General features: G+C 65.5%; 16 protein-coding genes. 13 read left to right on the top strand and 3 right to left on the bottom strand.

Annotated features, from left to right (window positions below; genetic code table 11):
- Positions 1-429: 429 nt before the first annotated feature.
- Entirely contained in the window at positions 430-3,318 is a 2,889-nt protein-coding gene (locus Q1W26_RS11830) for an adenosylcobalamin-dependent ribonucleoside-diphosphate reductase (RefSeq protein WP_300440166.1), read from the bottom strand.
- Positions 3,319-3,763: 445 nt separating this feature from the next.
- Positions 3,764-6,550 carry a PAS domain S-box protein gene (locus tag Q1W26_RS11825; RefSeq protein ID WP_300440172.1) on the bottom strand — a complete coding sequence of 929 codons (2,787 nt, stop codon included), beginning with the start codon at positions 6,548-6,550 and terminating at the stop codon, positions 3,764-3,766.
- A 530-nt stretch (positions 6,551-7,080) separates the two neighbouring features.
- Between Q1W26_RS11825 and Q1W26_RS11820 the strand changes: the two genes are divergently transcribed.
- Positions 7,081-8,475, top strand: coding sequence for a GGDEF domain-containing protein (locus tag Q1W26_RS11820; RefSeq protein WP_300440163.1), 1,395 nt, complete (start codon positions 7,081-7,083; stop codon positions 8,473-8,475).
- 123 nt (positions 8,476-8,598) lie between these two features.
- On the opposite strand, the gene Q1W26_RS11815 is transcribed toward Q1W26_RS11820, so the two are convergent.
- On the bottom strand, positions 8,599-9,990 hold the full coding sequence (locus Q1W26_RS11815) for an undecaprenyl-phosphate glucose phosphotransferase (protein WP_300440161.1): 1,392 nt from the start codon (positions 9,988-9,990) through the stop codon (positions 8,599-8,601).
- Positions 9,991-10,189: 199 nt separating this feature from the next.
- On the opposite strand from Q1W26_RS11815, the gene Q1W26_RS11810 reads away from it, so the two are divergent.
- The 12 genes from Q1W26_RS11810 to Q1W26_RS11755 are packed head-to-tail and all read left to right on the top strand — an operon-like array spanning position 10,190 to position 25,424.
- A complete protein-coding gene (locus tag Q1W26_RS11810; protein WP_300440158.1) occupies positions 10,190-11,578 on the top strand; it encodes an outer membrane beta-barrel protein in 1,389 nt (462 codons plus the stop codon).
- Positions 11,579-11,589: 11 nt separating this feature from the next.
- Positions 11,590-12,411 carry a polysaccharide export protein EpsE gene (gene epsE / locus Q1W26_RS11805; RefSeq protein WP_300440156.1) on the top strand — a complete coding sequence of 274 codons (822 nt, stop codon included), beginning with the start codon at positions 11,590-11,592 and terminating at the stop codon, positions 12,409-12,411.
- Between the two features lie 13 nt (positions 12,412-12,424).
- Entirely contained in the window at positions 12,425-13,810 is a 1,386-nt protein-coding gene (gene epsF, locus Q1W26_RS11800) for a chain length determinant protein EpsF (RefSeq protein WP_300440153.1), read from the top strand.
- A 10-nt stretch (positions 13,811-13,820) separates the two neighbouring features.
- Positions 13,821-14,711 carry a chain length determinant protein tyrosine kinase EpsG gene (locus tag Q1W26_RS11795; RefSeq protein ID WP_300440152.1) on the top strand — a complete coding sequence of 297 codons (891 nt, stop codon included), beginning with the start codon at positions 13,821-13,823 and terminating at the stop codon, positions 14,709-14,711.
- Positions 14,711-15,943 carry a hypothetical protein gene (locus Q1W26_RS11790; RefSeq protein WP_300440151.1) on the top strand — a complete coding sequence of 411 codons (1,233 nt, stop codon included), beginning with the start codon at positions 14,711-14,713 and terminating at the stop codon, positions 15,941-15,943. The genes Q1W26_RS11795 and Q1W26_RS11790 overlap by 1 nt, the downstream gene beginning before the upstream one ends.
- The gene (locus Q1W26_RS11785; protein WP_300440150.1) at positions 15,940-17,181 is read left to right on the top strand and encodes a hypothetical protein; all 1,242 of its coding nucleotides are present in this window, start codon (positions 15,940-15,942) and stop codon (positions 17,179-17,181) included. Before Q1W26_RS11790 ends, Q1W26_RS11785 begins: the two co-directional genes overlap by 4 nt.
- Positions 17,178-18,788, top strand: coding sequence for a hypothetical protein (locus Q1W26_RS11780; RefSeq protein WP_300440147.1), 1,611 nt, complete (start codon positions 17,178-17,180; stop codon positions 18,786-18,788). Before Q1W26_RS11785 ends, Q1W26_RS11780 begins: the two co-directional genes overlap by 4 nt.
- Positions 18,785-19,516, top strand: coding sequence for a WecB/TagA/CpsF family glycosyltransferase (locus Q1W26_RS11775; protein ID WP_300440146.1), 732 nt, complete (start codon positions 18,785-18,787; stop codon positions 19,514-19,516). The genes Q1W26_RS11780 and Q1W26_RS11775 overlap by 4 nt, the downstream gene beginning before the upstream one ends.
- Before the next feature lie 10 nt (positions 19,517-19,526).
- On the top strand, positions 19,527-20,957 hold the full coding sequence (locus tag Q1W26_RS11770; RefSeq protein ID WP_300440145.1) for a hypothetical protein: 1,431 nt from the start codon (positions 19,527-19,529) through the stop codon (positions 20,955-20,957).
- Positions 20,947-22,050: a glycosyltransferase family 4 protein gene (locus Q1W26_RS11765; protein ID WP_300440143.1), complete on the top strand. Its 1,104-nt coding sequence runs from the start codon at positions 20,947-20,949 to the stop codon at positions 22,048-22,050. Before Q1W26_RS11770 ends, Q1W26_RS11765 begins: the two co-directional genes overlap by 11 nt.
- Before the next feature lie 7 nt (positions 22,051-22,057).
- Positions 22,058-23,452 carry a hypothetical protein gene (locus Q1W26_RS11760; RefSeq protein ID WP_300440141.1) on the top strand — a complete coding sequence of 465 codons (1,395 nt, stop codon included), beginning with the start codon at positions 22,058-22,060 and terminating at the stop codon, positions 23,450-23,452.
- Positions 23,445-25,424, top strand: a complete 1,980-nt coding sequence (locus Q1W26_RS11755; RefSeq protein ID WP_300440138.1) for an alginate lyase family protein — start codon at positions 23,445-23,447, stop codon at positions 25,422-25,424. Before Q1W26_RS11760 ends, Q1W26_RS11755 begins: the two co-directional genes overlap by 8 nt.
- The last annotated feature ends 25 nt before the right edge of the window (positions 25,425-25,449 follow it).

Here is a 25,449-nt window from a genome sequence, read left to right as displayed (position 1 = left end):
ATTTTCGTCAACTTTACCTTCGCTTCTCGTAAAAACAAGCACTTACGTGAGCAAGACGCTATGTCGAATGAGTTGTGTATAACGGGATGGGCTAAGGCAGTTGCACTGCAGCGGTTATATTGCGAGCGGGGCTAGGTTAGCCCAACTCATATGCTTTTCTTTCAGATACGGGCATCGGAGACGTTGGCAGGCATGGAGGCGGACGCGCACCCTGCCGTTTTGAGGTAGGTCAAGAGCGACTACTTCGCCGGTCCTAAAACATTCCTGGGCTTTCAGCTTGGTCTGAACCCTGTCGACGCGTCCGTTTGGCCCAAAAAAAGCCCACCGGTGAGGGTGGGCTTTGAGTTTTACAGCTTACCGGCTGGTTTGCCGGTCACTTGCAACTTATGGTGACCACCTACAGCATCACACAAGCCTGCACGCCGGAGCTCAGCCGCAGGTTCCAACCGCGCCGCAGGCGGTGCAGAAGTCACATCCGTCCTTGCGGATTACCGAGTGGTTGCCGCATTCGTTGCACAGCGCGCCTTGCATCAGCTTGGGCTCGTTGTCGTCGCGGGGGGCTTCGAGGATGCCCATTTCGCGGGTCGGGTAGCCGGCTTCGTCGAGCACGCCGAGCATGGCGTAGCGATGGATGATCAGCGCGGCCAGGTAGGCGACGGTGGAGGGCCAGTTTTGCTGACGGCGGGTGCCGGGCACGAAGGCCATGAAGTCGCCCAGGGGTTCCGGGTAGTCGATCAGCTTGCGCAGCTTCATGCCGATCCAGGCCGGGTCCATCACGCGCATGTCGAGGGACAGGATGCGCGACAGGCCGTCCAGGGCGCGCGGGTAGTTGCCCGACAGCCACATGGAGTAGGGGCGGGTGACGCCGTCGGGCAGGGTGATTTCCTTGAGGCCGAGGACGAAGTCTTCGCCGGTGGCCGGGTTCTGGATATCCACCGTCCAGGACAGGGTGCCGTCGGTGCCGGTCTTGGGTTCGGCCAGGCTGAACAGGCTGTCGAGCACCGGGTTCGGCAGGTTGTCGCCGTCTTCGAGGGCGCCGAGCTTTTCGCAGCGGTAGCGCACGACCTGGGCGAAGGCGGAGACGACGCCCGGCATCAGCTTCTGTTCGCCGTGGGGCGGGAAGCGCAGTTCGAAGGGCTTTTCACCAACGGTCTTGGCGAGAGTTTCGAGCTTGAGCTTGAGCCAGCCGCGGTCGTTGGCGCGCATGTCCATCGACAGGGTCTTGGCCACGGCACCCAGGCCGCGGGGCTGGTCGGCGCCGTTCACCCACACTTCGAAGGGGAAGGCGCCCCTGGCCGGGCTGTCTTCGACCGGATCCATGTGGCCCACGAAGAGGGCGAAGTTGCCCTGCGGCGTGTTGAGCATGTAAGTCCAGGCGGCGTTGCCGTCCGGCAGGTCGGGGCGGCCGGGCCAGCGCAGGGACGACAGCACCGGGGCGGGCAGGGTCTTGATCGACAGGCGACGGTTGGTGTCGTCGGAGATTTCGAGATCCTGCGGCTGCTTTTGCTCGCTGGTGGGCGTAACCGACAGCACCGAGCCGAGGATGGCGTTGGGGCGGTAGGTGGCGAGGCCCTTGAGGCCGGACTTCCAGGCGTCGAGGTAGAGGTTCTCGAAATCGGCGTAGGGGTAGTCTTCGGGCACGTTCACCGTCTTGGAGATCGAGGTGTCCACGTACGGGGCGACGGCCGCGACCATGTCTTTGTGGGCCTTGGCGGAGATTTCCAGCGCGGTGACGAAGTAGGGCGGCAGCTTGTTCACGTCACCACCCAGGTGACGGTAGAGGCGCCAGGCGTAGTCCTCGACGGCGTATTCCTTGAAGGTGCCGTCGGCCATCCGCTTTTTGCGGGTGTAGGTGTAGGAGAACGGGGGCTCGATGCCGTTCGAGGCGTTGTCGGCGAAGGCCAGGCTGATCGTGCCGGTGGGGGCGATGGACAGCAGGTGGGAGTTGCGCAGGCCGTGCTTGCGAACCTTGTCCTTCACGTCGCTGGGCAGGCGCGAGGCGAAGTTGCCGCCGGAGAGGTAAAGGTCGGCGTTGAACAGCGGGAAGGCGCCGCGCTCCTTGGCCAGCTCGACGGACGCGAGGTAGGACTGGTCGCGCATGAATTCGCTGATCTTCATCGCCATGGCGAGGGCTTCGGCGGTGTCGTAGCGCAGGCGCAGCATGGCCAGCGCGTTGCCGAGGCCGGTGAAGCCCAGGCCGACGCGGCGCTTGGACTGGGCTTCGGCGTGCTGCTGGGCGAGCGGCCAGTGGGTGGCTTCGAGCACGTTGTCGAGCATGCGGATCGACACTTCGACGGTTTTGCCGAAGCCGGCGAAGTCGAAGCTGGCCTTGTCGGTGAAGGCGTCTTTCACGTACAGCGTGAGGTTGATCGAACCCAGGCAGCAGCAGCCGTAGGACGGCAGGGGCTGTTCGGCGCAGGGGTTGGTGGCCTCGATGGTTTCGCAGTAGTAGAGGTTGTTGTCCTTGTTCATGCGGTCAAGGAACAGGATGCCCGGCTCGGCGTGGTCGTAGGTGGAGCGCATGACCTGCTCCCACAGGTCGCGGGCGCGCACCTTGCGGTAAACCCACTGGCCGTCGTCGCGCTGGTAGGCGCCGGAATCCTTGAATTCGGTGGCGGGCTCGGCCTTGTGGGCGAGCTCGACAAAGCCATCGGCTTCGACGGCCTGCATGAAGGCGTCGGTTACGGCGATGGAGACGTTGAAGTTGGTGAGGTCGCCGTGATCCTTGGCGTGGATGAATTCCTCGATGTCCGGGTGGTCGCAGCGCAGCACGCCCATCTGGGCGCCGCGGCGCGAGCCGGCGGACTCGACGGTTTCACAGGAGCGGTCGAACACACGCATGTACGAAACCGGGCCGGAGGCATTGGACTGGGTGCCGCGCACCATCGCGCCCTTGGGGCGGATGGAGGAGAAGTCATAACCCACGCCGCCACCGCGACGCATGGTTTCGGCGGACTGGGCCAGCGCGGTGTAGATGCCGCAGCGGCCGTCGACGGATTCGGTGATCGAATCGCCCACCGGCTGCACGAAACAGTTGATCAGCGTGGCGGCCAGGTTGGTGCCGGCGGCGGAGTTGATGCGACCTGCCGGAACGAAGCCCTTTTCCTGGGCTTCGAGGAACTTGGCTTCCCAGAAGGCGCGCTTGTCTTCCGCCTCCATGGCGGCCAGCGCACGGGCCACGCGGGCACGCACGTCGGAGATGTTCTTCTCGTTACCCTTGGCATATTTTTCCAGCAGCACCTCGTCGCAGATCTCCTGCGGCAGGAGGTTGGCGGCAGTTGCGGGCTGGTTTTTTGTGGACTTTGTCGTGGCGGTCATGGGCGGCTTCACCTCCTTTTATGGGTGCTTTTGTTGATGCATTCGTGGGTGCAATCGTTGATTGCACAAGCGGCGCTAGGTTACTCCGACAAACGATTTTCAGCAAAAATTTTAGTTGTTTAAAAACAAACACTTAAAAAAAGCAATGGTGCGATTAAAAGATTTTTTCTACTACATTTAGTAGTGTTTTTAGCTCTGGAAATCAAGAAGAAGTATCGGAAAGTCGCCTCAGATCCTTGATTTTTCGGGGAAATGGCGGAGGTGAGGGGCCGCTTGGGCGCACTGATGGCGGATCAAAAACAGCGGATCGACGCAGAAATTAAAAGCGGGATGCGCCAGAATTTGCCGGGAGGATTCCGGATCAGGGGCGCGCGGCGGAGATGGACAAAACTGCAGGGTGGGAACAGGGCGGCGCCCCGATCGTCCGGATGTTTACACCCCGCCTTTAGCCGCGTGTACCGGCCTTCGTCCTGGCGGGCCCCAGGTGCGATTTCAAGACGCTGATCAGCGAGTCGGGTTCGAACGGCTTGGCAATGTGGTCGACCATTCCGGCGGCGAGGCACTTTCTGCGGTCTTCGGGGAGTGCGTGGGCCGTTTGGCCGATGATCGGAAGGTCCGGTGCCAGGGTGTGGATCTGCCGGGCGGCTTCATACCCGTCCATGACGGGCATCTGGATGTCCATCAACACCAGCTGGAAATACTGCGCGCCCTTTTCAATGACTCGCTCCACGGCCTCCTGACCGTTGCCAGCGAGAACGAGTTCTGCCCCCTCGTTGGTGAGCATTGCCTCGATGACCAACTGATTGACCTCGTTGTCCTCGGCCACCAGGATCCGAACGCCCTGGAGGCGTGTTCCATCGCCTGTCTGAAGATTCAGCGCTGCGTCGGGCAGCGCCATGTTTTCGCAGGCTCGACAGGGCAAGCGTATTTCGAAGCAGCTGCCTTCACCGGGGACGCTGGAAACCCGGATGCTTCCGTTCATCAGGTCGATGAGCCGTTTGCTGATCGTCAAGCCGAGGCCGGAGCCGCCAAACTTCCGGGTCGTGGATGCATCCGCCTGATGAAACGGCTTGAACAGTGACGGGATCTCGTCCGGGCTGATGCCGATTCCCGTATCGGTGACGGTCAGGACTATCGATTCGTGTTGCCGTGTCGCGGTGAGGGTGACGGTCCCGCTGGGGGTGAACTTGACTGCATTTGAAAGCAGGTTCGTCAAGACCTGTTTGAGCCGTAGCGGATCGCCAAGGCATCGCGCCGGCAGATCCGCGTCAATGCGCAATGTGAGGCGAATGCCTTTTGCTGCCGCACTCTCCTGCACGAGATACATGCACTCATCTAAAAGTGCATGTGTATCCACGACGACGGACTCCAAAGACAATTGACCCGCTTCGATCTTTGAAAAATCGAGGACATCGTTGAGGACTCCGAGCAGGTGCAGGCCCGAGGAGATGATTTTTGCGAGGATGCCGCGCTCCTCGCTGCCCTCTGGCGATGCGCGGTATCCCATTCTGGCCAGGCCCAGCACGCCATTCAAGGGCGTCCGGATCTCGTGGCTCATGTTTGCCAGGAACTCGCTTCTCACGCGGGCCAGGTGCTCTGCCTCTTTCAACGACAGCTCGCGAGCCTCGTCCAGGGCACGACGCTGCGACACGTCCATGACCATGCCAATGGTCGCAGATTGCCCCTGATAGTTGATCCGGCGCCCGAATATCTCGATGCCGATACGGCTGCCATCCCGCCTCAAGCCGGTTGCTTCGTATTGAATGGAGTCGACTTCGCCAGAAATCCGCAGCCGGATGGCCTCGAGCACAAGGCTGCGGGATTCGGGGGCGATGAGTTCCTCTATCGACGCCAGATCCAGGAGTTCTTCGGGCGAGTCATGGCCGAAGATCTGGGCAAAGGCCTTGTTGACGTACGCAAACCTGCCATTCGCGATGATGACGATCCCGACAAGGGACTGCTCCACCAGGCTGCGAAAACGTTCTTCCGACGCAGCGAGTTCGGAGGTGCGATTTTCGACCAGGGTTTGAAGGTGATGGCGATGTTGATCGAGCTCATGCTCGACACGTTTGCGTGCGCCGATATCCCGGATGATGGCCTGCAGGTATACGAGATCGAGCACGGTGATCTGACTCCAGCTCACCTCCACATCCAGTCGCGTCCCGTCACGGAGAACGCACTGCCATTCAAAGACAACGACTTCGCCGGCACGGACTCGTTTCAGCAGGGCCATGAGGTGGTCGACGGATGGCCTGCCGTCGGGCTGTAATTCAGGGGCAAAGTCGAGCGGGGTTGATCCGATGAGTTGCTCGCGCGTAACGCGACACATCTGCGCTGCACGTTCGTTACAGTCCACGCAGCGCTCGCCGTCCATGAGGATGATGGCGTCGGTTGCGCACTCGAACAGAGCCTGGAACGTGGTCTGGCTGGTCTTCAGATCTGCAAGCGCAGCGGTGAGATCCTTGGTTTTTGCCGCAACCTGCCTGCGTAGAAGCAGAGTCCAGCCCGCAAGAAAGGCGCTCAGTGCGCCAAAGCCCAGCAGCGCGTAGAGGCCATACCGCAGGCGCTCGCTCCACGCCATGGAATCCAGGGGCGCCCCCTTCCAGTCGGCTTCGATGTGGGCCAGCTCGGCTTCGCTGACAAGGGAGAACCCGCGCTCGATGGTTTCCTTGAGCTGGTCGTCACCTTTTCTGACTGCCCAATGGAACTGCCCGGTGAACAGGGGCTGGGTAAGGCGAAACTGATCGGCGACATGCTCCTTGTTCAGCAGATATTGGGCCGGCGGGGTGTCGATGCACATCACCTTGATCTCGCCCTGAGAGGCGGCACCGACCATCGCCTGGTAGCTGGGAAAAGGCTTCAGATCCTCGACGCCACGCCGCTGCAGGAAATCCGCACAGGCATCGCCTTCCTTGATGGCGACCTGAAAACCACGGGCTGTCACGGCATCGTTGATGCCGGTGATGCTTTTATTGAAGATGAGCGCGACATCGAGATTGGCGTATGGCGCTGAAAATTCGTAGATCCCCGCGCGCGCAGGGGTCTGGAAAATCGTGTCGATGACATCGGCTCCGCCGGCTTGCATCGTGGCCTGCGCCTTGGCCCAATCCATCGCCAGGACTTCGACCTTGATGCCGGTCCTGGCTTCCCACAGCGCCCAGCGATCCTTGACGATCCCCTGCAGCGCTCCCGCGCTGTCGCGAAAGGCGTACGGAGGATAGTTGTCGTCCATCACGACGCGAATGCTCGAGGGCGTGGCCTGCGCTGCGCTACAGGCCACGCCGACGCTGACCGCAAGCACGAGCAAAGTGGATCGGGATCGGCTGGGCAATCTCTGAGTGGGAGCGAGTGGTGTCTTGCGGGGCACGACGTTCCTTGAGCACGTTCGGCTGATAGCTCACTATTTTGCAGGATTTTGGGGTGACACACAGCCAGGGTCGGGCGGCCTCGGCGTCAGCACGTCACACCCGGGTGCGTTAAGAATGTGGGAGGCGTCGTAACGGTGGTGCTGGATGGTGTTCCGGCCGCGGCCCCCGCAAGGGCATCGGCCGGCCCACGGTTTGTGATGGGGGGCGACAGTCTTTGTGGACCTGCAGTGATCGGGCGCTTTGGTGTTTGCCCTAACTGTCCCGTCATGAGGCCTTGATATATATTCTTTGAATATTACTAAATGCATACATTGGGAGTCTGGTGCTTCCTGGTCTGGCTGGGAGCGGATCCGGTTTTGGATGACCCGTGCGAGCGCAAAACGGAGAGAGGGTAATGAATTCTGGGATTTTTTTCGGAGCGGGTGAGGGTGGTGCTCCGGATGTATTGAAGCTTTGGCAGGACACGTTCAAGGCTGCACCGGCCGATGTGCGGACAGGCATTGCGGGCCTGGTCGAGCGGATTGCGCCGGAGGTGATCGATCTTTTCTATGTTCATATGCTGGCCCACCCGCGGGCCCGGGAGTACCTGCAGCTCGATCTGGTCGAGTCGCGCCTCAAGGGGTCGTTGCTGGGCTGGATGGTGTCGATCTTTACCGCCAGGGACGAGGCCTCGCTGCCCGGGCTGGTGGCGCGGCAGGTCCAGATCGGCCTGGTGCACGCCCGTATCAAGTTGCCTTCGGATCTGATGCAGCGGGGCGTGCGGCTCATCGCGGCGGAGCTTAGGGCGCGGCTTCCAGCTGTATTCCCCGATATAAAGATGCAGCTGGCTGCGGTGGTTTATATCCACGAAGTGCTGCAGGTGGCCGACATGCTCATCATGTCGGCCTTCGTGCGCAACATTCAGGATCACGCCCGCAAGGAGGAGGCCTACCGGGTCGTGTCGCTCGAGCACGACATGGCCCTGGAGCGGGAGCGCCAGCGGGCGCTGCTGGCCGAATGGGGCCACAAGCAGCTGCTGGCCACGCGCCTCCCGAGCCGGGTGATGGCGGCCGGCACCCTGGCCGAGTCGGATTTTGGCTCATGGCTCAGGCACAAGGCCGTCATCTTTTTCGATGGCGCCAACGAACTCGAATCAGTCTGGGACGTGGTGCGGGAAATCGACGAGGTGGTCATCCCCCAGCTCCTGGCCGAGGAGGTCGTGGGGCCGCGGGCCGAAAAGCTGATCCTCGATCTGGAGCGCTGGCTCGAGTTCATCCGTTACCTGCTGAACGATTTGTTCTCGCGCCTGGGCAGTGCGCTGCTGGGGCGGGATTCGGTCACGCGCCTGCTCAACCGGCGCTATCTGCCGGCCCTCCTGACGCGCGAGATCGATACCCACAAGGGCAGCGGCGATCCGCTGTGCGTGCTGCTCATCAAGGTGGACCCGGCCAGCCACAACCCGGCCTTCGCCGATCCCGAAAGCCACGCGCGCATGCTTCAGCAGATGTCCATGCTCATCGTGGACGCAACCCGGGGTGGCGACCATGTCTTCCGCTACGGAGATGACACCTTCCTGATCATCGCGGTCAATGCCTCTGCCGGGCACGCCCGGGATATGGCCGAGGAAATCCGGGCCCGGGTGCAGACCACCGATTTTCGCCTGCTGCGCAGTCATTCGAACCGCGTGACGGTCAGCGTGGCGGTGGCCAACTTCAACGGCCATCCGGATTACCAGATGCTGTTGAGCCGGCTGGAGGATGCGACGATGCGTCTGACGATAGGTGGGGGCAACAAGGTCGGATCCGCCTGATCGGGCTTCCTGCGGCCAGGCCTGTCGGGCTGGCCGCGGGGGCAGGGCGGAGTTATCAGATCCGGGAGCCGGTGGGTGCTCCGGGGTGTTTTCCAGGTGCCGGGTTGCCGGCACGCATCCGCATCAATAGGCGTTGGGGTCTTTGCGCATCAGCCCGATGGTGCGCAGGATGATCCTTACGTCCATCAGAAACGACCATTTCCGCAGGTATTCGAGGTCGTAGTCCACCCGCCGCTTCATTTTGTCGAGGGTCTCGGTTTCGCCGCGACAGCCGTTCACCTGCGCCCAGCCGGTGATGCCGGGGCGCACCTTGTGGCGAACCATGTAGCCCTTGATGAGCTTGCGGTAGGTTTCGTTGTGGGCCACCGCGTGGGGGCGCGGGCCGACCACGCTCATGCGGCCCTGCAGCACGTTGATGAACTGGGGAAGTTCATCCAGCGAGGTGCGACGCAGGAAGGCGCCCAGGGGCGTCACGCGGACATCGTTGGCGCTGGCCTGGGTCACGGTGTCGCCGTTTTCGCAAACGCTCATGGAGCGAAACTTGTACACCAGGATGCGCTCCCCATCGAGCCCGTAGCGGTGCTGGCGGAACAGCACCGGGCCGGGTGAGGTGACTTTCACGGCGATGGCGATCACCACCAGCAGCGGCGCAATCATCACCACGATCAGCGCCGCGACGACAAAATCGAAAACCTGCTTGCACAGCCCGTTTACGCCGGTAAAGGGTGATTCGCACACGGCCACGACGGGCAGGCCGCCGAGGTCATCCAGACGCGCCTGGATCAGGTCGGTCATGAAGAGATCGGGCACGAAGTAGATTGACACCGTGGTGTCGCGCATTTCGTCGAGCAACTGGACGATGCGCGGCTGGCTGCTCATGGGCAGCGCGATGTAGATCACCTCCACGTCGTTCTGGCGCACGTAGTTGGCCAGCTCGCGTATCGGCCCCAAGTGCTGGATGTCGGCACGGGCGTGGCGACCCGCATGGCGGTCGTCGAAGAAGCCCAGCAGGCGCTTGCCTGCCCGGCGCGAGTTGTTCAGGCGGTCGGCCACGGCAAGGCCGGCGAGGCTGGCACCGACGATCACGGCACGCTGGTGGTAGCCGCTGCGGGCCATGACGAGCGGCGTGAGCGCATGGGCGGCGTGGCGCGCCAGGGCTGCGCTGGCCGGCCCGGCCACAAACCACACCAGCAGCACTTCCGGCGCGTAGGCATTGCCAAAGCCGGTCACCAGCCCGACCAGGGTCAGCACGGAAAATACCACCGCACCTTTCAGCCAGCTTCCCCGGTAGAGCGCCTTCAGGCCGCTGTCGATATGCATCGGCATCGGCTGGGCCAGCATGAACACCGTGAAGGCCAGCACGAGGTAAGCCGGCTCGGTACCCACGCCGAAGCCGCCGGCGACGGCAAGCAGGCTGCCGGCGAAAGCGATCGGATCGAGAAGCGTCTCGATCAATGAGATTAGCGACAGGTGCGGCTTGAGCCCGGGGGTCTGTCGTTCGAGGGCGGCCTGCATGGCAATAGACAAATTCGAGGCTAGTTTGAACGATGCCGAATTTACTGCATGTACGTCGACGTTAATGTCAAATTTGTAGTTAATGTGATTTATTTTGCAAATATCTGTCTTGCGAAGGCTGAATTTTGCAAAATGCGTAAAAATTCGCTTGATTTCACTGCCTGCTCCCTCAATATGCCGAAACTGGCTGATCTGGGGTGTGGATTTGCGTGAATTTGGTGTTCGTGTTGGGGGGGCGCTGCTCCTTTTTGGAGCCGGCCTACCGGTTCTGGCTGACGATCTGTCACCCCTGCGTGTATCGACCCTGCTCGGAGAGCCCCGTCGTGCCGTGCTGCTTTTCGAGAGCGACGAGCTGAATCCGCCGGATCTGACCTTGACCCGCGGCCTTGGCGACGAGTCGGCGCAGCGGGCTGCCGAGGAGCGGGGCAGTGCGCCGCTGGACCTGCCGCTGGGCAGGGGAATCGGTTCGCGGATCAGCATCGGCGAAACCATCGCCTATGACAGCAACGTGTTCCGGCTGTCGGGGCCGGCTGCGGCGAAGTCGGCACAGCTCGCCCGGATGGGCGACTGGTACAGCGTGACCCGCCTCGGGCTGGGGCTGGACAAGGCCTACGCGGGCCAGCAGTGGGTGCTGGACTACGACCTGAGCCTGGCGCGCTACGGGGCCTTTGAGTTTCTGAATCACAACGCCAGCACCGCAGTAGGGCGCTGGCGCTGGACTGCCGGGCCGGAATGGAACGGCGAACTGAGCGCCGAGCACCGCGAGGCGCCCGACGATTTTGCGTACTACCGCCAGCAGCAGCGGAGCCTGGCGGTGACGCGCCAGCTGACCGGCAGCGCCTTTTACCGGCTGGTGCCGGACTGGCAGGTGGGCGTGCAGGCGGGGCAGGGCAGCCGGCGCTATCCGGATGGATCGCGGCCGGGCAACGAAATTGATTTTGCCGGCGTGGATACGGTGCTGCGCTATGTGCCGGCGTCCGGCGCGGTGGTGGCGATCACCCGCCGGCGGGCCAGCGGGCAGTACCCCAACGTACCGACGGTGTCGGGCGGGCAGTCGGAATCGCGCTTTGAGCAGGACGAGCTGTTTGCCGATGCGTCGCTGCCGATAAAAAGCGGCACCAGGGCGCTGTTGCGGGTGGGAACGGTGAAGCGCACTTACGGGCGCTTTCCGCAAAACGACTACTCGGGCCGCAATGCGTTGGCCGGCCTGGAATGGAAGGTGACGCCGCGCACGCAGCTGAGCGGCGCGCTGCGCTACGACGTGGAGCCGGCACAGGATTTCGTGTCGAGCTACGTGGCCACCAAGGGCCTGCGCCTTGGCGCGCTGTGGGAATACTCGCCGAAGCTGCGGGTTGAAGGGCGCCTCGAGTGGCGCAACGCCGAGTTTCGGGGCGACCCGGGTTTGGGTGTCCGCACCGGCGCCCGGCGCGAGGACCGCGGTGTGCTGGCCTCGGTGGCCGGCACCTGGCAGATCAGCCCGGGCACGCGCTGGATCACCGCGCTGACGCGGGAGCAGCGGGAATCGAACGAAGCAGGACTGAGTTTCAACTATTGGACATTGGCGGGGAGCTTGCAGTGGGTGTTTTGATGAAGGGCTGGATGAAAAAAGGCGCCTGGCTGGGCCGCGCGCTGGCCGCTGCCGTGCTTGTCACGACGCTGCTGCCCGCGGCGGTGCGGGCGCAGGAGCCGGCCGCCCAGGAATACCGCCTCGGCCCCGGCGATGGTTTGAAGATCGCGGTTTTCCAGAACCCCGACCTGAGCCTCGAAACCCGCGTGTCCGAAACCGGCGCGATCAGTTATCCGCTGGTGGGCAACGTGCAGCTTGGCGGCCTGAGCGTGGCGGCGGCCGAACGGGCCATTGCCGACGGCTTGAAGAAGGGTGGCTTCGTGCTCCAGCCCCAGGTCACGGTGGTGCTCCAGCAGGTGCGCGGCGCGCAGGTGGCGGTGCTTGGCCAGGTGGCCCGGCCCGGCCGCTATCCCCTCGAAAGTACCGCGATGAAGCTGACCGATGCACTGGCGCTGGCCGGCGGCACGGCGCCCCAGGGGGCCGACAAGGTGATTCTCACCGGCCTGCGCAATGGTCGCCGGGTGCGGGCCGAAATCGACGTGGCCGAACTCTTCGTGACCTGGACGCCTGAAAAGGATGTGCCGGTCATGGCCGGCGACACCCTTTACGTGCAGCGCGCCCCCCAGGTTTTTGTGTACGGCGAAGTGCAGCGTGCCGGCGCCTATCGCGTGGAGCGCCAGATGACGGTGCTGCAGGCCCTGGCCATGGGCGGCGGCCTCAGCCCGCGGGGCACCGAGCGCGGCATCCGCATCCATCGCCGCTTTGAAGACGGCACGACCCGAATCATCAACCCGCAACTCAACGACCCGGTGCAGCCCGACGACGTGGTCGTCGTTCGCGAAGCACTTTTCTGAGCGGACACCGAGCATGGGAATCGCACAACTTCTGGCCGTCCTCAAGGCCCGCCGCAAAGGTCTGTTCATGGTGTGGGGCGGAGTCGTCCTGCTCGCCCTGGTGGTGAGCCTGGCCCTGCCGCGCCAATACACGGCATCGACCGAAGTGGTGGTGGAGTCCCGCGGCAGTGATCCGCTGGTGGTCCAGCCCGGCCACGGCGCCACCACGCCGGGTTTTCTCGCCACCCAGGCCGACATCATTGCCAGCGAACGGGTTGGCGGGCGCGCGGTGGCGGCCCTCAAGCTGGGCGCCAGCCCGCGCTGGTCGGAGCGCTGGCAGAAGGCCTCCGGCGGCCAGGGCGACGTCAATCGCTGGATTGCCGGCCGGCTGAAAAAGGGCGTCAAGGTGAGCCCGTCCCACGAAAGCAACGTGCTTACCGTGACCGTGACCGCCGACGACCCCCGCTTTGCCGCCGACTACGCCAACGCCCTTGCCCAGGCCTACCTGGAAACCGACCTCGAACTGAAGGTCGAACCTGCCCGCCAGTCGGCCGCGTGGTTCGACGAGCACACCCGGGCGCTGCGCACCAACCTCGAAAGCGCGCAGGCCCGTCTGTCGCAATTCCAGCGCGACCATGGCCTGGTTGGCGACGAGAAACTGGACCTGGAAAGTTCGCGCCTCACCGAACTGTCCACCCAGTTCACGGCCGCCCAGGCCCAGAGCACCGACACCTCGTCGCGCCAGCGCCAGGGCGGCGGCCTGAATGAAGTGGCGGCCAACCCGCTGATCCAGGCCCTCAAGGTGGATCTGGCCCGGCAGGAAGCCAAGCTCACCGAGCTCGCTGGATACCTCGGCGAAAACCACCCCCAGTTTCAGCGCGTGAAGGGTGAAGTCGAATCCCTGCGCGCCCGGCTGCGCTCCGAAAGCGGCCAGGTGGCGGCGGTGGTGGGTACCAACAGCCGCATCAACCAGGCTCGCGAGGGGGACATCAAAGGGCGCCTCGAAGCTCAGAAGCGGCGCGTCATCGAACTCAAGCAACAGCGCGATGAAATGGGCGTGCTGCTGCGTGAAGTGGATAGCGCCCAGAAGGCCTACGACCTGGTGATGGCTCGCCTCACCCAGACCAGCCTCGAGAGCAAGTCGCGGCAGGGCAACGTGGCCGTGCTGTCGACGGCGGTGCCGGCCACCGAAGCGTCCAGCCCCAAGCTGCTGCTCAACCTCGGGCTGGCGATCTTCATCGGAGGTCTGTTGGGCATGGCCTTCAGCATCGTGCGCGAACTCTTCGACAGGCGCATCCGCGGTGCCGACGACATGCTCGATGCCCTCGGCGCACCGATGCTGGCCGAAATCAACAGCCCGGCCAGTGCCAGCGACGGCCTGTTCGCGCGTTTCCTGCCCGCAGCCCTGCGGCGGGCCTGAGGATCGAACGATGGACATGAAAAACTTTCCCGGTCGCAACCCGGTGCCGGCCTTCGAAACGCAGCAGATGGGCTTTCCCAATCTGGGCGAGATTCTCGTTTCCAGCGGCCGGCTCGATGCGCGGGCCGTCGAGCGTGTTACGGCCCGCCAGAAGGAGCGCGGCATTCCCTTTGGCGCCGCGGCCGTCGAGCTCGGGCTGGTCAGCCAGGCCGACGTGCACGCCGCGTTGTCGCGCCAGTTCGATTACCCGGTGCTGGCGGCTGGCGATCAGGGGGCCGACCCGGAGCTGGTCGCGGCCTTCGAGCCGAATTCGCCGCGCGTCGAAGCCCTGCGCAAGCTGCGCAGCCAGCTGGTGCTGCGGCGCATGACCAACCCGCAACTGTGCAGCGTTGCCGTGGTGGGCGCGGCACGCGGCGAAGGGCGTAGCTGGCTGGCAGCCAACCTGGCGGTGCTGTTCTCGCAACTGGGCGAGCGCACCCTGCTGGTGGATTGCGACCTGCGCTTTCCGCGTCAGCAAAGCCTGTTTCGCCTGCCGCCGGCGGGCGGCCTGGCCGCGCGCCTGGCTGAACGCGGCGAGAAGGGCGCGATTCAGCCTCACCCGCGCTTCGATCACCTGTCGGTGCTCCAGGCCGGCATCGTGCCGCCCAACCCGCAGGAGCTGTTGGCCCGCCGGGCCTTTGGTGCGCAGATTTCGGTGGCGCGGGATACCTACGACATGACCCTCGTGGATACACCGGCCGACGAAACCGGCGCCGATGCCCGGCTCGTGGCCGCCACCTGCGGCAGCGCCATCGTGGTGGCCCGTCGTCATGCGTCGGTCCACAAGCGGGTTGCCGAATTGTCGACCGGTCTGCGCGAGGCCGGGGTGGTGGTCATCGGCGGCGTGCTGCTCGATTTCTGATGACTGCGCTGCTTTCCGCCAAGGGCCCGGCTGTCGCCTCCACACCGTTTGAAACACGGGTGACGCAGGGCTTCGCCTGGGCCCTGTTCATCGGCCTGTGGGGCAAGCTGCTGGTGGCGGTGCTGCTGGCCAGGCCCTATTTCGATGCGGAAATCGAATCCGTTTACAACCGGCTGGCCGACATGCTGCTGCTCGGCGTGCTGGGTGCCGGCCTTCTGGCTTACGCCGATGCGATTCTCAAGCGCACGCCGCTGGTGCTGGTGGCGGTGCCCCTCGGGCTGGCGTCCTTCCTCACCACCGAAGTGCTGTCCGGTCTCAACTTCACGACGGCGATGTTCGAATACCTGAAAATCGTCACGCCGGCCCTGCTCTCGGTGCTGCTGCTGCGTCTTTTCGAGCGCGAACCGGCGCTGGTGATCCGGCTGATGCAGATCACGCTCGGCCTGATCTGGGTGCTGGTGATCGGTGCGCTGATCGTGCTGCCGCCCTCTCTCAACCGGGGCGGCGAGCCGTTCTGGCCGGTGTATTTCGCCTCGCTGCACACCAGCTCCTACCTCGTGGTGGTGTGCGGCGCGCTGTCGTTCTACCTTTTCGAGGCCGGCCAGCTCGGGCGACGCCTGCTGATCGGCCTTGTCGGCTTTTCGGTGGTGCTGGTTTTTTATGGCTGGGGCGTGCGCACCTCGATGGTGGCGGCGCTGGCCTTTGGTGCCGTGCTGCTCGTCCAGCGCCGGCCGATGGCGCCTTTGGCATTGTTCGTGATGCTGGCGGCGGGGCTGGCCGCAGCCTTCGTGCCGCTGTTGTTCGGCCTGGTGCATCTGCCTTCGTGGGATGAAATGGTCGAGCTGACCTCCGGCCGGTTTTCCATGTGGCTGCAAAAAATCGACATTCTCGCCAACAGCAGCCTGCTCCAGTGGCTGTTCGGCCACGGCGAGGGTTCGGACTGGATCGTCTCCGAAGTGTGGTGGTGGAGCGCCAAGGATTCCCACAACGACTTCATCCGTCTGCTCAACCAGCAGGGCGTGCTTGGTCTGGGTGCCGTGCTGGCCGTGCTGGTCGTGTGGTCGCGCAGCTTTCCGCCCGGCGTGGCGGCGCCGCTGCTGGCCGCGCTGGTGGCCTCCACGGCTTTCAGCAACGGCATCATGTTTCGCCCCCAGGCCAGCCTGATCATGCCGCTGGCCCTCGTGGCGGCGACGGCGGCCTGGCAGCACCGCAAAACGGTGGCCACACCATGAGCGCGCGATTGGCCAGCCTGATGCGGCGTGGCGAGGTGCTGGCGGTCACCGCGGCACCCGGCGGCCAGCGCCTGCTTCACTTTGCGCTGGTCCAGGCCGTGTGCGGCACCGAGGCGCTGGGGCGCTTCGCCAACGATCTTTCGTTTGCCATGATGCTCGGGCTTTTTTCGGCGGTGGGGTGGTCGGCCCTGGTGCTGGCCCGCGTGCCGGTGGCCGGGGTGGGCAAGTCGGCCCCGGTGATGCTGGGCCTTGCGCGCGGTGCGCTGACCTTCACGCTGCCGGCCTGCCTGGTGCTGCCGCTCCTCGCCTGGGGTGGCTGGGTTTTCGAGCCCGCCTGGACGGCGCTGCTGCTGGCCGGCTGGACGGCCTACACGCTGGCCCGTCACTTTGGCCTGGCGCTGGCGGCCTACCGGCGTTTGCTGATTCTTGAAACCGTACTGGTTGTGCTGCTGGCCGGCGGGCTGGCGCTTTTTGGCGGCGGACAGCCGTGGATGGCCTATGCGGCGCTGGCCGTGCCCACCGCGCTGCTGGGCCTCGTCGGCCTGTTGGTGCTGGTGCGCCAGACCCGCCGCTGTGGTGGCGATGCATCCCTGCCGGCAGGGAGCGCGCGCACTGCGTTTGAGCAGGCGGCGCTCAATTTTGTCAGCGCCGGCATGTCGATGATTCTGGTGCCCTTGACCGTGCGTGTGGCGGGGGAGGGCTACGGCGGCCTCGTGGCGCTGATCGGCAGCCTGACCAGCGTGCTGCTGCTGTTTCCGCGGGCGCTCAGTTTCAATGCGCTGCCGGCCCTGGCGCGGGTGGTGCACCAGCAGGGCAGCGCGGAAGTGCGCGCCACGTTGGCCGCGCTGCGCCGCAACCTGGTGCGCCTCAACACCGCGCTCAGCCTGCTTGCACTGGCCGTCTGGGGGGCGCTGGCGTGGTGGGGCCAGCGTCCGGATTTTGCCCTTGCCGGCGCCAGCGCCATCTTCCTGCTCTATCTGGCGAGCTTTTATGTGGGCCAGCTGGTGCTGCCCGAATCCAATTACCTGCAAACCGTTGAAGAAACCCGGCTTCCGCTGAGGGTGAATGTGCTGTCGCTGGTGATTTTCGTTGCGGCCTGCGCCGTGGTGATGCTAGTGGCGCCGCGGGGTGTCGATGCCGTGCTGAGTCTTTTTGCCGTTCTTTTGGGTGCGACCCTGTCGCGCAATCTTTTATTACGCCGGGCCGTACTGCGCCGGGCGCCGGAGGTTTTCGCATGAGTGCACCTGAGCCCATGACTATTCGTCTTGCCGTTTTTTTGCCGGCCGGCCCGGTTCCCGGCTGGGTGGCCCGCCTGGTGGGCGACTGTCTGGCCCTGCCGGGCATCCATCTCACCGCATGCGTGCGCGATACGCTGCCGCTGCCCGAGCCCGACTGGGCCGACCGGGTGGACGGGCTGGTGTTCGACCGGGGCGCCTCGCCCTTGCGCAGCGTAAACCTGGCCACTCCGGACGGCGTGGCGGAATGTCCGGCAGGCGTTGCCGCGGGCGAATGGCTGGCGGAGCAGGGCTGCGACGTGCTGCTCGACCTGCGCGCACGCCCCGCCGCGATTCCAGCCGGCCCCGCCCGTCACTGGACGCTGATGCTCTCGGGCCGTCCGGCGGTGGACCCGCTGGCCGGTGCGGCGCCGGTTGTGGATGGTGACGACAGCACGGTGATCCGGCTTGAATCGGTGATCGACGGTCAGTTGATCGACGATTCGCTGGGCGCATCGTGCAGCTTTTCGATCCGCCGCAACCGCCGCCGCGCGATTGCCAAAGGCATGGGCATGGTTCGCCGCGCCCTGCTGCGGCTGGCGCAGGACGACGAGCCCGGCCGCCCGCACGATGGGTCGGGGCCCGCTGCGGCATCTGCGGCCCTGCCGGCGCGGGCGCGCTTTGCCACCTTGCTCCAGCGCACCGTGTCGCGTTCGGCCAGCAAGGCCCTGAGCTGCGATCAGTGGGGCCTGGCCCTGGCGTTTGGCGAAGAGATCTGCTTCGACCCGGCCGCGACAACCCTGATCCAGCCCCCGGCCGACCGCTTCTGGGCCGACCCGATGGTGTGGCCCGCCGCCGGCGAAGGCTGGTGGGTGTTCATCGAGGAAGTCATCTACCGGGAAGGCAAGGGTACCCTGAAGGCCATGCGCGTCCATCAGGATGGGCGCTGGGAAGACCCGGTGCCGGTCATGCAAAAGCCGTGGCACTTGTCCTACCCCTTCCTGTTCTGGTGGAAGGACACGCTGTGGATGGTGCCCGAGAGCGGCGCCAACCGCAGCGTCGAGCTTTACCGCTGTGTGGCCCTGCCGGACCGCTGGGAGAAAGAGGCCGACATCCTCACCGGCATCGACATGGTGGATGCAACCCTGTTCACCCATGAGGGCCGGTGGTGGCTGCTCGGCAATGTGTCCGAGCCCGGCGCCGACAAGCACGACGAGCTGCACGCCTACTACGCGGAAACGCCCCTCGGCCCCTGGCTGCCCCACGCGGCCAACCCGGTGGTGGCCGATGCGCGCTTTGCCCGGCCGGCCGGCCCGGTGTTCACCCACGAGGGCAAGCTGCTGCGCCCGGCCCAGGTGTGCGTGCCTGAATACGGCCACGCCCTCAACCTGCGCCGCATCGAAAAGCTGACGCCGACCGAATATGTCGAGGAAACCGAGAGGCGCATCGACCCGGGCTGGCAGCCGGGAATCGCCTGCGTGCACACCATCAGCCATCAGTCCGGACTGACTGTTTTCGACTATCTGACAAGACGGTCACGCTTTGCCGCCGGGCGCGCGGCGCGGGCCGTGCCCCACGCCACGCAGCCGGCCGGAGGCAGTCCGGATAATTCCGGCGGGAAAACGCAATGAGAACGCATCTGATGGGCTGCGCGGTGGACAACCTGAACATGGCCGAGACCCTCGAAGTGGTCGAGGGCTTCATCCGCTCGGGCAAGCCGCACCAGCATGTGGTGGTGAACGTGGACAAGATCGTCAAGGCCAATCGGGATCCGGCGCTGCGCCAGATCATCAACGACTGCGACCTGATCAACGCCGACGGCATGCCCGTGGTGTGGGCTTCGCGCCTGCTCGGCAAGCCGCTCAAGGAGCGGGTGACCGGCGTCGATCTGTTCGAGGCCCTGATGGCCCGCGCGGCCGAAAAGGGCTGGCGGGTGTTTTTGCTGGGCGCCCGCGAAGAGGTGGTGAGCGGGGTTGCGCGCCTGTATTCGGCCCGTTACCCCGGCCTCACCCTGGCCGGCTACCGCAACGGTTACTGGACGCCCGAGGAAGAAGAAAAGGTGGTGGCCGAGATCGCAGCCACCCGGCCCGACATCCTGTTCGTGGCGATCAGCTCGCCCAAGAAGGAGGCATTTCTGGCGCGCTACCAGGCGGCCATGAAAGTGCCCTTCGCGATGGGCGTGGGCGGCACCTTCGACGTGGCGGTCGGCCTCGTGAAGCGGGCCCCGGTGTGGATGCAGAACGCCGGCCTGGAATGGTTCTACCGGTTCCTGCAGGAACCGCGGCGCATGTTCCGCCGCTATTTCATCGACGACATGGCCTTCGTTGCGCTGTTTGCGCGCGAATGGGTCAAGCGCTAAAGGAGCCACGATGGCAATCGAAGACTGGGGCTACCGCTGGCTGAAGCGCTACATGGACGCGCCCGCGTGGGTGAAGGAGCCGCTGGGGCGCCTCTACGGCCTGCTGCCGGACCGCCTGCGTCACGGCAAGGATTACCCGCGCTATCGCGCCGAGGCGGCGCTTGCGTCGCCCGCCGAGATCAAGCAGCTGGCCGACGACCGCCTGCGCGAAACCCTGCGCTGGGCCGCCGGCACCGTGCCGGCCTATGCCGCGCTGGCGGCCCAGCTGCTGACCGACATGCCGGCCAGCGAATGGCTGGCCTTGTTTCCGCTGATGACCAAGCTGGACTACAAACGCGCGCCGGAAAACTACCTTTCGACGGCCTGCACCGCTGCCGACCGGCTGCCCATGCAGACCAGCGGCTCGGTGTCCGAACCGTTCCGCTTCTCGCTGCACAAGGGCGTCTCGCGGGCCAAGGAAGCGGCCTACATCGAAGCCTTCAGCCAGCGCATCGGCCTGACCCGGCAGGATGCGGTGCTGTCACTGCGCGGGCGCAACGTCCGCGGCTCGGCGGCCGACGACGGCCCGCTGCAAAGCTACGAGCCGATCAAGCGCATGCTCTGGATCAGCCCTAACCACCTGGACGCGGCCTACATGCCCCGCCACGTGGAGGCCGCCATCGAGCATGGGGTGAGCTTCATCCAGGGCTATTCGTCGGCGGTTTATGAGCTGGCGCGCTGGCTGGATTACAACCCCGTGCCGCGCTTTGTCGCTGCGGTTCGCGGGGTGCAGCTGTTTTCGGAATCGGCCGAGCCGGACATGGTGGCGCTCATCGAGCGCGTGTTCGGCTGCCCGGTGCTGGTGCATTACGGCCATTCCGAACGTTCCGTGATGGCCGGCTCCATGCCGGACGATCACCGTTATTTTGTGTGGCCCTTGTATGGCCATGTGGAACTCATCGACGAGGAAGGCCGCCAGATCACCGAGCCCGGCGTACAGGGCGAAGTGGTGGCGACCGGCTTCGACAACAAGGCCATGCCCTTCATACGCTACCGCACCGGAGACCTGGCCATGTGGTCGGCCGGGCCGTCCCATCCGGCACTGCCGGGCTACCCGGTGCTGGAGCGCATCGACGGGCGCAACAACGATTATTTTGTGGGCCGCGACGGGCGACGCATTCCGGTGGCGTCGCTGGGCGGGCTGCGTCCGCCCGAGTTCCTGCAGGTCGAGGCCTGCCAGTACGAGCAGCACGCGCCGGGCCGCATCATCGTGCGCCTGCAGTCGGCCACGCCGCTGGCCCCGTCGGTGATCAGCGTGCTCGACAACTACTTCAACACCAAGCTCCTCGGCCTAGTGGAGGCCGAGCTGCAGGTGGTGCCGAACATCGAGCGCACGGCGCGGGGCAAGCGGCGCCTGATGATCCAGCACATCAAGGCCGAGGAGGCTGTCCGTGCCCACTGAACTGCCCGCTTCCCCGCGTCCGGCACTGGTGATGCTCGGCCCCGATCCGGCGGCGCGGGGCGGCATCGCCTCGGTTTTGCGCATCTGGCGCGAGGCCGGGCTGGGCGAGGGCCGCGCGCTGCACTATCTGCCCACCTACATGGATGGCAGCGCCGGCCGCAAGCTGGTGGCCCTGGTCACGGCGCTGCTGCGCTTTACCGGCCTGCTGCTGGCCGGCCGGGTGGCGGCGGTGCATGCCCATTCGGCCTCCAACGCCAGCTTTCGGCGCAAGAGCCTTTTTCTGGCGCTGGCCCGGCTGGCCGGCAAGCCTTACGTGTTTCATCTGCACGGCGGGGCTTTCGACCGCTACCACGCGGGCCTGTCGCGGCTCGAACGGGCGTGGGTCGAGCGCACCGTGCACAAGGCGCGGGTGGTGTTCGTGCTGTCGGAAAGCTGGGCCACGTGGCTGCGCCAGAACATCGGCCACCCCGACGTGCGCGTGCTGCCCAACCCGGTGCTTCCGGCCGAGCTGCCGGCCGATGTCATCCGTGAGCCGCACACCCTGCTGTTTCTGGGCCGGCTCGAAGAAGAAAAGGGCGTTTTTGTGCTGATCCAGGCGCTGGCCCGGCTGGCCGGTGTGCGGCCGCAGCTCAAGGTGATCATCGCCGGCGAGGGCGATCTGGAAGGCGTGCGTACCGCCGCCATCGCGGCCGGTGTGGCCGGACGGGTCGAGCTGCCCGGCTGGGTTGCCGGCGCGGCCAAGGCCCGGCTGCTGGCCCGCTCCGGAATCTTTGTGCTGCCGTCGCGTTTCGAAGGCGTGCCGATGGCCGTGCTCGAAGCCCAGGCGGCCGGCCTGCCGGTTGTCGCCACCCGCGTGGGGGGCATTCCGCAGGTGGTGATCGAAGGTTACAGCGGCAGGCTGGCCGAGCCCGACGATGTGGCCTCGCTGGTGGCGGCCCTCAAGCCCTTGCTGGCCGATGAGGCAGAGGCCCGCCGCATGGGCGAGATCGGGCGCCGGCGCGTGCTCAAGGCTTACGGCATCGAGCGTGTGAGCGATCTGCTGGAGTCTGCCTGGCGCGAGCTGGATGCCACGCCGGGTCAAAGGAAAGTTTGAGGCGGTCATGATCTCCAGTCACTCCACTCTCTATCGCCAGTCGCCGTTTTGCGTGCAGGAAGAAATCCTGGCACTGAACAGCCGGCTGCGCGCAGCGCTCAGCGCGCGCAGCATGCTCAGGCGCACGGCCGCTTCCATCGAGCGCAGCCAGTGGCTGGCGCCGGCCCAGTGGCAGGCTTTGCAGCTGGAATCGGTGCGCAAGCTGGCCGAGCATGCCCGGCAGCGGGTGCCCTATTACCGTGATCTGTTTGCCCAGGCCGGCATCGACCCCGCACGCTGGCAGCATCTGGATGATCTGCGCGAGATTCCCGAGCTGACCCGGCAGGACGTGATTGCTGCCGGCCCGCGACTGCTTGCCGAGGGCGGCTCGTGGCTGCGTTTCAAGGGTTCAACCAGCGGTACCACCGGCCAAGCGATGCCGGGCTGGCGCGACCGGGATGCGATCGCCTTCGAGCAGGCCTTTGTCGACCGTCAGGCGCAGTGGGCCGGCTATCGCCATGGCGAGCGGCGGGCCTGGCTGCGCGGTGATCCGGTGGTGCCGATGGCGCAGTCCGGCGGCCATCTGTGGCGCATGAACCGGGCGGACAACATGCTGATGCTGTCCTCGTTCCACCTCAAGCCGGAAAACGGCGCCGCCTACATCGAGGCGCTGGAGCGCTTCGATCCGGTGATGCTCCAGGCCTATCCCTCGTCGGTGAGCTACCTGGCCCGCTGGCTGGAGGATCACGACCGGGTGTATCGCGGCCGCGCGCTGCGCTGCATCGTCACCTCGTCCGAAACCCTCAGCGCTGCCGATCGCAAGGTGATTGCCGAGCGTTTCGGTTGCGGCGTTTTTGACTGGTACGGTGCTTTCGAGCGGGTGGCGGCCATCGGCACCTGCGAGCACGGTCGCTACCACGTGATGGAAGACTACGGCTGCGTGGAGTTCGAGTCCAACGGGGACGGCACGGCCAGCCTCATCGGCACCGGCTTCGGCAATCGCAGCATGCCCTTCCTGCGCTACCGCGCGGAAGACCGGGTGGTGCTGGCCGACCCGGCCTTCGAGTGCTCCTGCGGGCGACGTTTTCGCGTTGTCGAGCGGGTGCTCGGCCGGGTGGACGACGCCATCCACACGCCGGATGGCCGCCACGTGGTGATGCTCGACTGGATCTTCTCGGGCCTCCGCGGGCTGATTGAAGCCCAGGTGGTGCAGGAGCGGCTGGACGACGTGTGCATCCGCATCGTGGCGGCCCCCGAATTCGGCCCGCGGGCCGAGTCGGCCCTGTTGCAGCGGGCCCGCGAGCGGCTGGGCACGCAGGTCAATATCAGAATCGAGCGTGTGGCGCAGATCGCGCGCACACGGAACGGAAAATTCCGGCAGATCGTGAGCCGGTTGAGCAGGAGTAGTGAATCAAATGTCTAATCTGACCCAGGTGGGCTGGTACTGGAACCGCTTGCGCTGCATGTCGGTTGCCGAAATCATGGGGCGCGCCGGTTCGACGGCCAGCCGCGCCATGGAGCGGCGTCGCGCACCGACGGACGTGCCACTGATTCGCCTGGACCGTCCCGGCGCCCGCTGGTTGCCCCGCGAACTGCCGGAAGAAGCCGGGCTGACCATACAACGGGCCAACGAACTGCTGTCCGGCCAGTGGCGGGTGCTGGCCCGCGATACCGAGGCCCTGGGCTTTCCACCGGAATGGAACCGCAACCCGGACAAGGGCGCGCTGCTGCCGCTGAGCTACGGCAAGGTGATGTCCTTTCGCAACCCGGCCCAGACCGGCGACATCAAGTATCTGTGGGAGCCCAACCGCCACCTCGAAATGGTGTGCCTGGCCCAGGCCTGGCAGATCACCGGCGATGCGCGCTACCTCGAAGGTGTCGGCACCCTGCTGGAGAGCTGGTTCGTGCAGTGCCCGCACGCTCTTGGCGCCAACTGGTCGAGCGCGCTCGAGGCCGGCATCCGGCTGATCAACTGGGCCACGGTGTGGCAAATGATCGGCGGGCTGCAGTCGCCGCTGTTCGAGCACCCCATCGGCAAGGTGCTGCGCACCGACTGGCTCAACAGCGTGTGGCGCCACGCCGAGTTCATCCGCGGGCACATGTCGCGCCATTCATCGGCCAACAATCACTTGATCGGCGAGCTGTCCGGGCTCTTCGTGGCGGGCGCCACCTGGCCCTTCTGGGAGGACGCCAAGCAGTGGCGCCGGATCGCCCGCGAAGGGCTGGAGCGCGAGGCGCTGGCGCAAAACGCGCCGGATGGGGTCAACCTCGAGCAGACCACGTCCTACCAGCAGTTCGTATGGGATTTTCTGCTGTTTGCCGGGCTCGCCGCGCGGGCCACCGGCAAGCCGATGTCCGAGGCCTACTGGAAGCGCATGGAGGCGATGCTCGAATACGTTGCCGCCATCATGGATGCCGGCGGCAACGTGCCGATGTTCGGTGACGCGGATGACGGGCGGGTCTCGGGGCTGTCGCTGGGGGCCGCTGGCTGCCCCTTCCAGAGCCAGCTGGCAACCGGCGCATTGCTGTTCTCAAACCCGGCACTGGCGCGCAAGGCCGGCATCGTCGACCTGCGCACCCGCTGGCTGCTCGGGCGCGAAGCCTGCGCCGCCTTCGACAGCCTGCTGCTGCAGGCCGTGCCGGCCACGTCCCGCACCGATTTTCCGCAGGGTGGGGTGTTTGTGCTGGGCGCCAACCTGGATACTCCCGACGAGTTCCGCATCGTTGCCGACGCCGGCCCGCTCGGGCTCGGCGGGATCGCGGCCCACGGCCATGCGGATGCCTTGTCCTTCACGCTGTCGGTGGCCGGGCGGGAGTTTCTCGTCGATCCCGGTACCGGCACCTACCACGGCGCCGGGCCGTGGCGCGATGCCTTCCGCGGCACCGCCATGCACAACACGCTGTGCATCGGCGGCGTGGACCAGGCGGTGTCGGGTGGAAAGTTCATGTGGACCCGCAAGTACAAGACCCGCGTTGTGGTGCGGGATACCAACCGCGTGCTCGACCGGCTGGTGGCCGAGCACGATGGCTACCGGCGCCTGCCGGGGCGCCCGGTGCACCGGCGCAGCTGGGAGTTCGACAAGCTGGGCGACCGCCTGACGGTGCGCGACGAAGTGCAGGGTTCGACCACCCAGACGGTTACGCTGAACTGGCATTTCAGCGAAGAGTGCAACGTAACCTGCACGCCCGACGGGATCAGTATTGCCAATGGGCCGGTGTGTCTCGCGATGATCCTGCCGCCGGACGGTGAGGTGAGCATCCTGCATGGATCGAACGAACCGCTGGCGGGGTGGATTTCCCGTGGCTACGACCGCATCGTGCCCAGCACCACGGTGGTGTGGCGCGGCAGTGTCGAGAGCGGCGAGGGCGTCGAAACGATTTTCCGGCGCTTTTGATCCAGCGCGTATCCGTGATTACGGA

It is taken from the genome of Zoogloea sp. (genome assembly GCF_030157465.1).
Taxonomy (GTDB): domain Bacteria; phylum Pseudomonadota; class Gammaproteobacteria; order Burkholderiales; family Rhodocyclaceae; genus Zoogloea.
This window is presented reverse-complemented; position numbering and strand designations above follow the sequence as displayed.